We start from the raw sequence: 12,627 nt of genomic DNA, 5'->3' as shown, positions 1-12,627 counted from the left end.
CACGGGAGCGAGACGATGACGGGCCAAGTTCGGGTGGAAGCATGGACAGCGGGCGAGCCGGTGGCCCGCGCGCAAGCAGTGCGCGTGGTGCTGGCCAACCCGGGCAAGCGCAATGCCATGTCGCGTGCGATGTGGCGGCAGCTGCGCAGCGTGTTTGAGGACCTGCAGCGCCAGCCCGGGCTGCGTTGCATCGTGCTGCAAGGCGAGGGCGAGGCCTTTTGCGCCGGCGGCGATATCTCGGAATATGCGGACTTCCGCTTTGCCGAGCGCAGCCTCGCCGACTTCCATGAGGGCGAGGTTTGGCCCGCGCTGCATGCCCTGCTGCAATGCGATGTGCCGCTGGTGGCCGCCATTGAAGGCGCCTGCATGGGCGCCGGTGTAGAGCTGGCCAGCTGCTGCGACACCCGCCTGGCAGCAGACACCGCCCAGTTTGGCGCACCGATTGCCAAGCTGGGCTTTCCGATGGCCCCTAAGGAGGCGGCCCTGGTGTTGAGCCAGCTGGGGCCTGCCAAGACACGGCAGATGCTGCTGGAGGCGGCGGTCTTTGGCGCCGAGCAGATGCTGGCCTCGGGCTTTTTGAGCCAGGTTCATCCCGCTGCCCAGCTGCAGGCCCAGCTGGAGCGCACTGTAGCCCGCATCTGCGGCTTGGCACCCCAGGCCGCCCGCATGACCAAGCAGCTGCTGCGCGCGCTGGCCGAGGGCGATGCCCAGGCCCCCGTGCTGCAGCAGCCCTATGCCTATGCCGATTCGGCAGAACACCGCGAGGGCATCGCCGCCTTTGTGGCCAAACGAACACCCCAGTTTTGAAGGCGCCTGCGCCGGCCATTGGCTGCGCTGCAGGTGCCCAGGAATACCTCCAACCAAGTAGACAAACATGACCAACGACAACCTGTTCTGCGCACTGCGTGCAGCCTTTCCTGAGGACCTTGATGCCATCGCCGTGGAGACCACCTCGGCCAACGGTGAGCCGCTGAACTACAGCTGGCGCGATCTCGACCGCATGAGCGCGCGCATTGCCAACCTGCTCGATTCGCTGAACATTCCTACCGGCAGCCGGGTGGCCGTGCAGGTAGAAAAGTCGGTCGAAGCGATGGCGCTGTACCTGGCCACCTTGCGCGCAGGCCATGTGTTTTTGCCGCTGAATACCGCCTACCAAAGCGCCGAGATCGCGTACTTCGTCACCAATGCCGAACCGGCCGTGGTGGTCTGCGCGCCGGCCAACTTTGGCTGGGTCTCCAAGATCGCCTTCCAGTGCGGCACGCAAAGCGTGTTCACCCTGGGCGATGACCGCAGTGGCACCCTGCTGGAGCGCGCCGTGCACTGCGACGATACGCACACGCCGGCACAAAAGACCGCCGACGACATGGCTGCTATTTTGTACACCAGTGGCACCACCGGGCGCAGCAAGGGCGCGATGCTGAGCCACGGCAACCTGCTGAGCAATGCGGTTACGCTGAAGGACTACTGGGGCTGGAAGACGGGCGATGTGCTGATCCATGCGCTGCCGATCTTCCATGTGCATGGCTTGTTTGTCGCCATCCACGCGGCCTTGCTCAATGGCAGCAAGATGATCTGGTTTGCCAAGTTTGAGCCCAAGGCGGTGATTGCTGCGATGGCGTGGGCAACGGTGTTTATGGGGGTGCCAACCCTCTATGTGCGTCTGCTGGCCGAGCCGGGCCTGACCAAGGCGGCCGCGCAGCACATGCGCCTGTTCATCTCAGGCTCCGCGCCCTTGCTGATCGAGACCTTCCGCGACTGGCAGACCCGCACCGGCCTTTCGATTTTGGAGCGCTATGGCATGAGCGAGACCATCATGCTGGTCTCCAACCCCTACCAGGCCGATGCCCGCCATGGCGGCCAGGACGAGCGCCGGGGCGGCACGGTGGGCTTTGCGCTGCCAGGCGTGGGGGTGCGGGTGCAGGGCGATGATGGCCAGGCGCTGGGTGCCGACGAGATTGGCCATATCCAGGTGCAGGGCGCCAATGTGTTCAGCGGCTACTGGCGCATGCCTGAGAAGACCGCGCAGGAGTTCACGGCCGACGGCTGGTTCAAGACCGGCGACGTGGGCAAGATCGACGCGCGCGGCTATGTGACCATTGTTGGCCGCAGCAAGGACCTGATCATCTCTGGCGGCTACAACGTCTACCCGGCAGAGATCGAGGGCTTTATCAACGACCTGCCGGGCGTGGCTGAGAGCGCCTTGGTGGGCGTACCGCATCCCGATTTTGGCGAGGTGGGCGTGGCCGTGGTGATTGCCAAGCCGGGCCAGCAACTCGATGCCGATGGCATCGTGAGCACCTTGAAAAAGCAGCTGGCTAATTTCAAGATTCCCAAGCGCTGCTTTGTGGTTGGAGAGTTGCCGCGCAACACCATGGGCAAGGTGCAAAAGAACCTGCTGCGCGACCAGTACCAGGACCTGTTCAAGGGCTGATACCTGTGCGATGGCGGCCTGTGCCGACATGACAAAACCCTCGCCCGGTGGTAGCTGAGAAGCTACCGCCAGCGAGGGTTTGCTATTGATGCGCTTGGCTTATGCGGCGATCAGCGCAGCACCAGCACCGGGATCGTCGCATGCGTCAGCACATGCTGGGTCTCGCTGCCCAGCAGCAGGCGCTTCAAGCCCCGGTAGCCGTGCGAAGCCATAACGATCAGGTCGCAGCGCTCGTCGCGTGCGGTCTCCAGCAGTGCCTCGGCGATCAGATCGGACTTGATCACCAAGGTTTTGACGGGCACACCGGCTGCAGCGCCTTCGGCCACCACCTTGTCGACGACGCTCTGTGCAGCCCGTTCCCAGCCTTCCTCGATGCGCGCAATGTCATCAGGGTTTTGCATGGTGCTGCCTTCAAAATAGCTGCGCGGGTAGTTGGGCGAAATGTTGACGGCGGTAACGGTCGCGTGGCTCAGCTTGGCCAGCGCCAGCGCGTGTTGAACGGCCTTTTCGGACAGCTCAGAGCCATCGGTGGCAAGCAGGATATGTTGGTACATGGCGGGCTCCTTTCAGGTCAGACAGGGGGCAGTGCCGCTGCTGTGCAGCCTTGCCGTAATTGCATCACCAAGCATCGCTGCTGGCAGCGACAACGGATGTCGGATCAGGCCGCGTTTGCGCCGTTGCGGCGCTGTGCGGCGCCATCGACATGGTGATCAAGCCGCGCAGGCCTGGGTGTTGATCAGCCCTTGCAGCTTGTCAGTATCCAGAATGCGCACATGGCGTTGCTTGACCTCGATGATGTTTTCTTCTGCGAACTTGGAGAAGGTGCGGCTGACGGTTTCCAGCTTCAGTCCCAGGTAGCTGCCGATTTCCTCGCGCGTCATGCGCAGGATCAGCTCATGCTGCGAGAAGCCCCGGGCATGCAGGCGCTGCACCAGGTTCAGCAAAAAGGCGGCCAGGCGCTCCTCGGCGCGCATGCTGCCCAGCAGCAGCATGACGCCGTGCTCGCGCACGATCTCGCGGCTCATCACTTTGTGGACATGGTGCTGCAGGGCGGTCACTTCGCGCGACACCTCTTCCAGCGACGAGTAGGGCATCACGCAGACTTCGGCGTCTTCAAGCGCAATCGCGTCGCAGGAATGGCGGTCATTGACGATGCCATCGAGGCCGATGATCTCGCCCGCCATCTGGAAGCCGGTGACCTGGTCACGGCCGTCTTCGGTGGCAATGCTGGTTTTGAAGAAGCCGGTGCGGATGGCGTACAAGGACGTGAAGGTCTCGCCATTGCGGAACAGCGCGCTGCCGCGCTTGATCTTGCGTCGCGTGGCCACGATCTCATCGATCCGTTCCATTTGATCGACCGACAGTCCCACGGGCATGCACAGCTCGCGCAAATTGCAGCTGGAGCAAGCTACTTTGATGGAGGTGGATGTCATGTATCAATACCCGTGAACAACTATTCATATAGGAACGACGTTCCTTGGATGCGCCTATTGTGCGTGCAGGCGCCAATGGGCTTCTTGATGTACATCAAGGACGCGTGGCAGACCCTGGGGCACATTGGGGGTCCGCAAGAAAGAAGCCCATGATTTCTCTGACCCCTGAACTGCTACGCCGTTTTGATGTGCCCGGCCCCCGTTACACGTCGTATCCTACTGCAGACCGATTTGTTGAAGCCTTTGCTGCGGATGCGTACAAGCAGGCGCTAGCCCAGCGCGGCACCGGGCTGGTGGGCCGGCTGGCGCCCTTGTCCTTGTATGTACATGTGCCGTTTTGCGCCTCGCTGTGCTACTACTGCGCCTGCAACAAGATCATCACCAAGCATGCCGAGCGGGCGGATGAATACTTGGACTACCTGGAGCGGGAGCTGGATCTGCAACTGGCCCATGTCGGTGGCCGCCCCACCATCAGCCAGCTGCACCTGGGCGGCGGTTCGCCCACTTTTTTGACCGATGCGGGTCTGAGCCGGCTGATGGATATGGTCAAGCAGCGCTTTCAACTGCAGCCCGGCGGCGAGTACTCGATCGAGGTCGATCCGCGCACCGTCAGCCGCGAGCGCCTGCAGCACCTCTACCTGCTGGGCTTTAACCGGCTGAGCTTTGGGGTGCAGGATTTTGACCCGCTGGTGCAAAAGGCGGTACACCGCGAGCAGCCCGCCGAGCAGGTGTTTGCCTTGGTTGCGCAGGCGCGCGAGATCGGCTTTGAATCCATCAATATCGACCTGATCTACGGCCTGCCCCAGCAAAACCCGCAGAGCTTTGCCCGCACGATGGAGCAGGTGAACGCGCTGCGCCCGGACCGCATTGCACTCTACGCCTATGCGCACCTGCCTGAGCGCTTCAAGCCGCAGCGCCGCATTCAGGCACAAGACCTGCCCAGTGCAACCGACAAGCTGGCCATGCTGGCGCAGGCGCTGGCAGCACTGGAAGGCGCAGGTTATGTGTATGTGGGCATGGACCATTTCGCCTTGCCAGACGATGCGCTGGCCGTGGCCAAGCGCCAGGGCCGCCTACACCGCAACTTTCAGGGCTACAGCACCCAGCCTGATTGCGATCTGATGGCGCTGGGTGTTTCTGCGATTGGCCGCATTGGTCCTACCTACAGCCAGAACGCCAAAACACTGGAGGAGTACTACGACCTGATTGATCAGGGCCAGATCCCCGTGGTGCGCGGCCTGGCGCTGACCCGCGATGACCTGCTGCGCCGTGCCGTCATCATGGGGCTGATGTGCCAGGGCAGCCTGGCGATTGAATCGCTGGAGCAGGCCTGGCTGATTGATTTTGCGCAGTACTTTGCAGCCGAGCTGTCCCAACTGCGCGAGCTGCAGGAGCAGGGCCTGGTGCAGCTCAGCGACGACACGATCAACGTGACCGAGCTGGGCTGGTACTTTGTACGCGGCGTGGCGATGGTGTTTGACAAGAACCTGCAGGCCGACCGCAACCGGGCGCGCTTCTCGCGCATTATCTGAAGGCGGCCAGGCCAGCATTAGCCTGACAAGGCCGCCAGGCTCTTGTAGAGCATGTAGACCGCCAGGCACAGCAAGATGGCGCCAAAGATCTTTTTGAGCTGGGCCACCGGCAGGCGGTGGGCAGCGCGGGCGCCCAGGGGCGCCGTCAGCACGCTGCAGGTGGCAATGGCGGCCAGGCCCGGCAGCCAGATATAGCCCAGCGAATGCGGTGGCAGGCCCTGCAGATGCAGGCCAGCCACCATGAAGCCGATGACATTGGTGACCGCAATCGGAAAACCCAGCGCCGAGCTGGTGGCCACCGCATTGTGCATGGGCACGCTGCACCAGGTCATAAAAGGCACGCTGATAAAGGCGCCTCCGGCACCCACCAGGCCCGAGAGGCAGCCAATCACGCCGCCAGCTGCCACCAGCCCGGCGGTGCCAGGCATTTGCCGCATCGCCTTGCCGTTGGGTTTGCGGAACATGCGCAGTGCCGAGTAGCCGATAAAGAGGCCAAAGAACAAACCCAGATAACTGCCTTTGAGCAGCGCAAAAATCCCCAGGCTGGCCAGCAGCCCGCCCAGCACAATGCCGGGGGCCAGCCGTTTGACAAGGTCCCAGCGCACGGCGCCATGCTGGTGGTGGGCGCGCACGCTGGACAGGGAAGTAAAGACAATGGTCGCCATCGACGTGGCAATCGCCATCTTGATGGCCAGCTCGGGCGCCACGCCTTGGGTGCCGAGGATGTAGGTGATAAAGGGCACCAGCACCATGCCGCCCCCAATGCCCAGCAAACCGGCCAGAAATCCACCTATCAGGCCCAGGATGGACAGCGGCAGCAACACGAGTAAATCAGCCATGGCGCGCAGTAAAAAGGCCACCTGAAACAGGTGGCCTGAAACCCCGCTGACGCGGAGAGGAGAAGACAGAACGAGCAGCCTGCCCGCAAAAATAAGGTGTTCGCAGCGGATCCCCTGGACCGGCATCCTGAACCGGGGGTTCAGGTGGGCGAGGGCAACCTATCGTTGGGTTCATCTGACGCGAGACGATCACGCTCAATAGGTGATGTACCAAGCCCTGCTCTAAGAGCATTGGTTCAAGGAACTATAAAGCCCAGAGGGGCTGCGAACGAGTCCATTGTAATCGCTGCTGCCAACCGCGCCTGTGAAAACTGCATGCCAATGTACCCAGATTGGTCAAAAAAGAGAGCGGCCTACACAGACAGGAGAATGTGTAGGCCGGTATTTTGAGCCAAGGCATTGCATGGCGCGGCAATCTGGTGTTGTGCCGACCAGCAGCAACGCGATCAGGGTGTGGAAGCTGAAGCGTCGGGGCTTTGGGCGGGCGATGGAGCGAGAGCGGCGTCCAGGCGTTGCATCACGGACTGCAGCCGGGGCTCATCCCAGTCCAGGCTGGCCTGCGGGCCAGGGGCCGCTTGCACGTCGGCCATCGCGGCTGTCTGGGCGGCTGCTTGCGCCTGCAGCGCATCGGCGGTCTCGCTCAGCGCGCTGTTTTGCACTTGCAGATCCAGCAGATCAAAGGCTACGTTGAGGGCAGCCAGCACAGCAATGCGTTCGCGGCCGCGAATCTTACCCGCATCGCGGATGCCGCTCATGGCGCCATCCACATGCTTGACAGCGGCCATCAGGCGCGCTTCCTGGCCTTCGGGGCAGCCCAGCATATAGCTTTGCTGCATGATGTGTACTTCAAGCTGCTTCATCAGTCGTCCTGGTCAAAGGTCTTGGGCAGGCGTTCGATCAGCGCGTCCACGCGGGCGCGGGCTGCTGTCAGGCGCGATTGGAGGGAGTCGCGCTCCTGGGTCAGGGTGGTGACCTGCTCTTGCAGCTGAGCATGGGCACGTTGCAAGGCCTCATGCCGGCTCAGCAGGGCTTCCACCCGCTCAAGCATCAGATCCGTAGAAGGCGTAGTGGCCATAGAGAGACAGTCTTCTTAATTGCGCAATGGGTTTAACGCTAAAATTGTACCCGTTGGTGCTCGCCCTGGTGGTTCACATGGGGGCAGTTCAACGGGAAGCAGGGGCGGGCGCTTGTGCCATACAAGCCCAACGCAACCTGCGCTGCCCCCGCAACGGTAAGCGATGGTTGGCTTTTGCGCCATCCACAGCCACCACTATGCCACTGAATACCTTGAACAAGTGTTTGGGAAGGCGTGTGCTGTGTCATCGCCAGCCCGGATACCGGCCAACATAGTGGAGGCGCGCGGCCCAAAGGCCAGCGCGGCTTCCGTGTTCCCCATTGCCGGCGGGGAGGCTGGCGCGGGGTGGTTTATCGCCAGCTCATTCCATGTTGTCCTCACTGCTTCTGACACGCCCTTGCGCGCGTCCCGCTCTCACGCCCGGCTCCCGCCTTGTCCCATCTGCGTCCACCCTGGCTTTGGCCGTGGTAGCCGCACTGCCTTTGTTGTCGCTGCCAGCGCAAGCACAGCAGGCCCAGCCGGGGGCAGATACAGAGGGTAAGAATCTGCAAGAGATGGTGGTGACCGCCAACCGCATTGCGCAGCCGCTGTCCGATCTGGTGGCCGATATGTCCATCATCGATTCGCAAACGATTGCAAAACAGGGCCCCGGCAGCGTAGCCGATGTGCTGGCGCGGGTGCCGGGCATCCAGATTTCGCGCAATGGCGGGCCGGGTACGACCACCAGCGTGTTCCTCCGTGGCGCGGATTCGCGCTTTACTGCCGTCTATGTCGATGGTGTGCGCATGGATTCGCAGTCGACCGGTGGCGCTTCCTGGCAGTCCATCCCTTTGGCCTTGATCGACCGCATTGAAGTGCTGCGCGGCCCCGCCGCTGCCGTGTACGGCTCGGACGCAATGGGCGGCGTGGTGCAGATCTTTACCAAGAAGGGCGAGGGCGGCGTGCCCCAACCCTATGTGGGCCTGGGCTTTGGCAACCGGGGCACCTTCACGGCCGAGGCCGGCATCTCTGGCGGCGCCGACGGCTGGGATTACGCGCTGGGCCTGAACCGTTCGCAGACCGATGGCTTCAACGCCCGCACCGTGGCCACCGCCAACCCGGACAAGGACGACTACCGCAGCAATGCAGTCAGCGGCCGCCTGGGCTACCAGATCAACCGCCAGCACCGGCTGGAGGCCACCTTGCTGGCCAGCGATGTCAACTCGGGCTATGACAGCAGCCTGACCGAGGACGACCGCAGCCTCAACAAGATGCATGCGCTGGGTCTGAACTGGCAGGCGCAGTGGACAGAGCAATACAGCACCAAGCTGCAGTTCACCCAGTCGCGCGACTATTACGAAACCCGTCCATCACCTTACCAGACGGACACCCGGCTGCAGAACTACCTGTTTCAGAACGAATGGCGCCTGGGCGTGCACACCTTGACGGCCGCGCTGGAGCGGCGCGACGACGCGCTGACCAATGGCGGCATTGACCGCGACCGCCACCAGAATGCGCTGGCACTGGGCTATGGCCTGAACAGCGGCCCGCATACGGTGCAGCTGAACCTGCGCCGGGATGACGACAGCGAGTTTGGCGGCAAGACCACCGGCAGCGCCGCCTACGGCTATGCCTTTGCGACGAACTGGCGCGCCACGGCGACGGTGGGCTCGGCCTTCCGCGTGCCCACGCTCTACCAGCGCTTCAGCGAATATGGCGATGCATCGCTGCGCCCCGAGAAAAGCCGCAATGCCGAGCTGGGCCTGCGCTGGGCGCAAGGTGCCGACAGCTTCTCGGCCACCGCCTACCGCAACCGGATCACCAACCTGATCAATTTCTCGTCGCCCGGCAGCTGCGACAGCGAATTTGGCTGCTATGCCAACGTGGGCAAGGCGCGCTTGGAGGGCATTACCTTGGCGGCCACCACCAAGCTGGGGGCTTTCAACCTGCATGGCTCGGTCGACTTCCAGAACCCGCGCGATACCGAAAACGACAAGCTGCTGGCGCGCCGCGCCAAGCGCTATGCCACCCTGGGCGCCGAGACCCGTGCAGCAGGATGGACCTGGGCCGCCGATATGCAGACCAGCGCCAAGCGCTTTGACAATGCCGCCAACACCAATGTGCTGGGCGGCTACACCTTGTTCAACCTGTCGGCGCAGACCGAGGTGGCCAAGGATGTCAACCTGATTGCCCGGATCAACAACCTGGCCGACAAGCGCTACCAGACCGCCCGCACCTATGCCACCGAAGGGCGCAGCGTGTATGTGGGTGTCAAGTGGATGCCGCGTTGAGCGCAGAGGGGATAAGCCAGCCATGACAGACACAACGGTTCAGCACGCACCAACGGCCCCATGCGTGGCACTGCTGATTGCAGCGCCCGCATCCGGCCAGGGCAAGACCACGGTGACAGCGGCCTTGGCCCGCCTGCATGCCCGCCAGGGCCGGCGGGTGCAGGTGTTCAAATGCGGCCCGGATTTTCTCGATCCGCAGTGGCTGCGCCTGGCCAGTGGCCAGCCGGTGCATGCGCTGGATCGCTGGATGAACGGCGAGGCGGATGTGCGCGCCCGCCTTTTTGAGGCCGCGCAGAGCAATGATGTGCTGCTGATCGAAGGCGTGATGGGCCTGTTTGATGGCGCCAACAGCGCCGCCGAGCTGGCCAAGTCGCTGGGCATATCCGCCGTGGTGGTCGTCGATGCATCTGCCATGGCCGCTACCTTTGGCGCCATTGCCCATGGCTTGCAGCACTATGACCCGGGCCTGCAGCTGGCTGGCGTGCTGGCCAACCGCGTGGCCACCGCCCACCATGGCGAGATGCTGCGCAGCGGCCTGCGCGACCCGGCCCTGTGGCTGGGTGCGATGAACCAGATCAGCCTGGATGCCGCCAAGCCGCGCGCCAACCTGCTGCCCGAGCGCCATCTGGGCCTCGTCGCCGCCCATGAACTGCACGATGCCGCCGAGCGCCTGGATGCAGCCGCCAATGTGCTGGCCCACACGCCGCTGGGACAGCTGAGTTGGCAGGAGTGGCAGCAGCGCTGGACGGTGGCCTTTACCGCGCCTGCTGCTGCCGCGCCGGTGCCCGCCTGGCTGGCCGGGCGGCGCATTGCGGTGGCCCGCGATGCCGCTTTCAGCTTTATCTACACCGCCAATCTGGAATGCCTGCAGGCCATGGGCGCCGAGCTGGCCTTTTTCTCGCCGATTGCGGGCGAGCGTCTCCCCACCTGCGATGCGCTGTGGCTGCCCGGCGGCTACCCGGAGCTGCACCTGCAGGCGCTCAAGGCCAATGCAGGCCTGCAGCTCGATCTGCAAGCGCACCTGGAGCAGCGCAAGACCGTGTGGGCCGAATGCGGCGGCATGGTGGCGCTGGCCGAAGGCCTGACCGATCTGGACAGCCGCTGGCATAGCTTGTGGGGCTTGCTGCCGGCGCAGGCTGTTATGCAGCAGCGTTTGGCCGGCCTGGGCATGCAGCAGTTGCTGACGCCCTGGGGCATGCTGCGCGGCCATACCTTTCACTATTCCAAACTGCAGAGCGAGGCCCAGGAAGTGGCGCGCAGCAGCCGCCCGGGCCAAGCGGCCGAAAGCGGCAAGGGCGAAGCCGTCTACCAGCAGGGCAGCATCCATGCCAGCTATTTCCATGCCTGGTTCCCCTCATGCCCGCAGGCGGTGGCCGCCTTGCTGGGGGTGGAGATGCCGGTGGTTGATCCGCAGGCCTGGCGCTGCGAAGCGTTGAACGCCTAAGATGCGCGGCATGGATGCATCTATATTCCAAGTCGATGGAGCGCCGCTGAAGCTGCTGCTGCTGGGCGGGCAGAAATCGGGCAAATCGCGCCAGGCCGAGCTGCTGGCGCGTGCCTGGTTGCAGGCCGATGCTGGCCGCAGCGCCAGCCTGGTTGCTACCGGCACCGCCTATGACGCGGAGATGGAGGAGCGCATTGCGCGCCACCAGCGAGACCGCCGCGAGCGCGTGCCGCAACTGGCCACCTTGGAAGCGCCGCGCGACGTCGCCCAGCTGCTGCAGGCCCACAGCCGGCCAGATCACCTGTTGGTGGTCGATTGCCTCACCCTGTGGCTCACCAACTGGCTGATGCCCATGGAGCCATCGGAGGTTGCGCCTGCACAAGCGTGGCAGGCGCAGTGCGATGCCTTTATCGCTGCCTTGCAGGCTGCGCCGGGCCCCGTCATTCTGGTCAGCAATGAGATTGGCTTGGGTGTCATCCCGATGGGCCGCGAGGTGCGCGCCTTTGTCGATGCGCTGGGTCTGCTGAACCAGCAAGCGGCGGCAGCCTGCAACCGCGTACAACTGATGGCAGCGGGCTTGCCCCTGCAGATGAAATGATGGCTTTGTTGATGGCTTCCCGTCCCCTTCTGCGAAAAGCGCTGGCCTGTGTGGCGCTGATGATCTCATTGCCGATGGCGCATGCCGCGCAGGCGGCCAGTGTCGATGAACTGCGGCTCGCTCCTTTTGCCAATGCGCCGGTCTGGAAGGACCAGGACCTGGTCAGGCCCGCCGCCATCGTCGATGACCGGGGCCGCAAAGTGCAGCTGGACAAGCCGCCCAAGCGCATTGTCAGCCTCTTGCCATCGCTGACCGAGAGCACCTGCGCGCTGGGCCTCTGCGATCGCCTGGTGGGGGTGGACCGCTATTCGGACTGGCCCGCCTCGGTCAAGAAGCTGCCGGTGGTAGGCGGCGGGCTGGACCCAAGCGTGGAATCCGTTGTGGCGCTCAAGCCCGATGTGGTGCTGCTGTCCGATGCGTCGAAGGCAGCAGAGCGCTTGCAAGCGCTGGGCCTGAAGGTGGTGGCGCTGGATGTGAAATCCAAGGCCGATATCCACCGGGTGCTGGGCACCTTGGGCCAGCTGCTGGGCGTGCCCCAGGCGCAGGGCGCAGACCGGGTCTGGCGTGACTTGGAATCGGGCATTGATGCGGTGGTGCGCGAGTTGCCCGAGCGCACGCGCCATACCCGGGTCTACTTTGAAGTGAGCCGGGGCCCCTATGCGGCCGGCCCCCAGTCCTTTATTGGCGAGACCCTGACCCAGCTGGGCGTGGACAATGTTGTGCCCGCCGAGCTGGGCCCCTTTCCCCGGCTGAGCCCGGAGTTTTTGCTGCGCGCCCAGCCCGATGTGATCATGCTCGGCAACCGCAGCATGCAGGCTGCCACCAGTTACCCGGGCTGGAACAACTTGCAGGCCGTCAAGGCGGGCCGTGTCTGCGTGTTCAGCGATGAAGAGTCGTATGCGATTGTGCGCCCCGGCCCGCGCATGGCCCTGGCGGCGGCGCTGATGGCACGCTGCCTGGCTGACAAGGCGCCAAGCCAGCTTGCGGTGGCGCGTTGATGGTTTT

Annotated in this window: 12 protein-coding genes and 1 riboswitch; of the genes, 7 read left to right on the top strand and 5 right to left on the bottom strand. The window is 63.9% G+C overall.

The window, feature by feature from the left end:
* Positions 1-15: 15 nt before the first annotated feature.
* Together HS961_RS18765 and HS961_RS18760 are read left to right on the top strand one after the other, a co-directional pair.
* Positions 16-807 (top strand): enoyl-CoA hydratase/isomerase family protein, encoded by a 792-nt coding sequence (locus HS961_RS18765; RefSeq protein ID WP_182324597.1) that lies wholly within the window; start codon positions 16-18, stop codon positions 805-807.
* Between the two features lie 67 nt (positions 808-874).
* A complete protein-coding gene (locus HS961_RS18760; protein WP_182324594.1) occupies positions 875-2,431 on the top strand; it encodes a malonate--CoA ligase in 1,557 nt (518 codons plus the stop codon).
* A gap of 110 nt (positions 2,432-2,541) precedes the next feature.
* On the opposite strand, the gene HS961_RS18755 is transcribed toward HS961_RS18760, so the two are convergent.
* On the bottom strand, positions 2,542-2,985 hold the full coding sequence (locus HS961_RS18755; protein ID WP_182324592.1) for a universal stress protein: 444 nt from the start codon (positions 2,983-2,985) through the stop codon (positions 2,542-2,544).
* A 156-nt stretch (positions 2,986-3,141) separates the two neighbouring features.
* Positions 3,142-3,864: a fumarate/nitrate reduction transcriptional regulator Fnr gene (gene fnr / locus HS961_RS18750; protein WP_182324590.1), complete on the bottom strand. Its 723-nt coding sequence runs from the start codon at positions 3,862-3,864 to the stop codon at positions 3,142-3,144.
* 149 nt (positions 3,865-4,013) lie between these two features.
* On the opposite strand from fnr, the gene hemN reads away from it, so the two are divergent.
* A complete protein-coding gene (hemN, locus tag HS961_RS18745) occupies positions 4,014-5,396 on the top strand; it encodes an oxygen-independent coproporphyrinogen III oxidase (RefSeq protein ID WP_182324588.1) in 1,383 nt (460 codons plus the stop codon).
* A 17-nt stretch (positions 5,397-5,413) separates the two neighbouring features.
* On the opposite strand, the gene HS961_RS18740 is transcribed toward hemN, so the two are convergent.
* The 3 genes from HS961_RS18740 to HS961_RS18730 all read right to left on the bottom strand — a co-directional run bounded on the left by HS961_RS18740 (position 5,414) and on the right by HS961_RS18730 (position 7,310).
* Positions 5,414-6,235, bottom strand: coding sequence for a sulfite exporter TauE/SafE family protein (locus HS961_RS18740; RefSeq protein ID WP_182324586.1), 822 nt, complete (start codon positions 6,233-6,235; stop codon positions 5,414-5,416).
* Between the two features lie 446 nt (positions 6,236-6,681).
* Positions 6,682-7,095, bottom strand: a complete 414-nt coding sequence (locus HS961_RS18735; protein ID WP_182324583.1) for a cell division protein ZapA — start codon at positions 7,093-7,095, stop codon at positions 6,682-6,684.
* A complete protein-coding gene (locus HS961_RS18730) occupies positions 7,095-7,310 on the bottom strand; it encodes a DUF904 domain-containing protein (protein ID WP_182324581.1) in 216 nt (71 codons plus the stop codon). The genes HS961_RS18735 and HS961_RS18730 overlap by 1 nt, the downstream gene beginning before the upstream one ends.
* Before the next feature lie 37 nt (positions 7,311-7,347).
* Positions 7,348-7,596: riboswitch (cobalamin riboswitch) on the top strand.
* A gap of 82 nt (positions 7,597-7,678) precedes the next feature.
* Here HS961_RS18730 and HS961_RS18725 point away from each other — a divergent pair.
* Genes HS961_RS18725 through HS961_RS18710 form a run of 4 tightly spaced genes read left to right on the top strand, consistent with a single transcriptional unit; the run spans position 7,679 to position 12,620 of the window.
* Positions 7,679-9,580 carry a TonB-dependent receptor domain-containing protein gene (locus tag HS961_RS18725; protein WP_182324579.1) on the top strand — a complete coding sequence of 634 codons (1,902 nt, stop codon included), beginning with the start codon at positions 7,679-7,681 and terminating at the stop codon, positions 9,578-9,580.
* 22 nt (positions 9,581-9,602) lie between these two features.
* Positions 9,603-11,024, top strand: coding sequence for a cobyrinate a,c-diamide synthase (locus tag HS961_RS18720; RefSeq protein WP_182324577.1), 1,422 nt, complete (start codon positions 9,603-9,605; stop codon positions 11,022-11,024).
* Between the two features lie 10 nt (positions 11,025-11,034).
* The gene (locus tag HS961_RS18715; RefSeq protein ID WP_182324575.1) at positions 11,035-11,622 is read left to right on the top strand and encodes a bifunctional adenosylcobinamide kinase/adenosylcobinamide-phosphate guanylyltransferase; all 588 of its coding nucleotides are present in this window, start codon (positions 11,035-11,037) and stop codon (positions 11,620-11,622) included.
* 11 nt (positions 11,623-11,633) lie between these two features.
* Positions 11,634-12,620: an ABC transporter substrate-binding protein gene (locus tag HS961_RS18710; protein ID WP_238347656.1), complete on the top strand. Its 987-nt coding sequence runs from the start codon at positions 11,634-11,636 to the stop codon at positions 12,618-12,620.
* Positions 12,621-12,627: the final 7 nt, after the last annotated feature.

The sequence above is a fragment of the Comamonas piscis genome, assembly GCF_014109725.1.
Classification (GTDB): Bacteria; Pseudomonadota; Gammaproteobacteria; order Burkholderiales; family Burkholderiaceae_C; genus Comamonas; species Comamonas piscis.
This window is presented reverse-complemented; position numbering and strand designations above follow the sequence as displayed.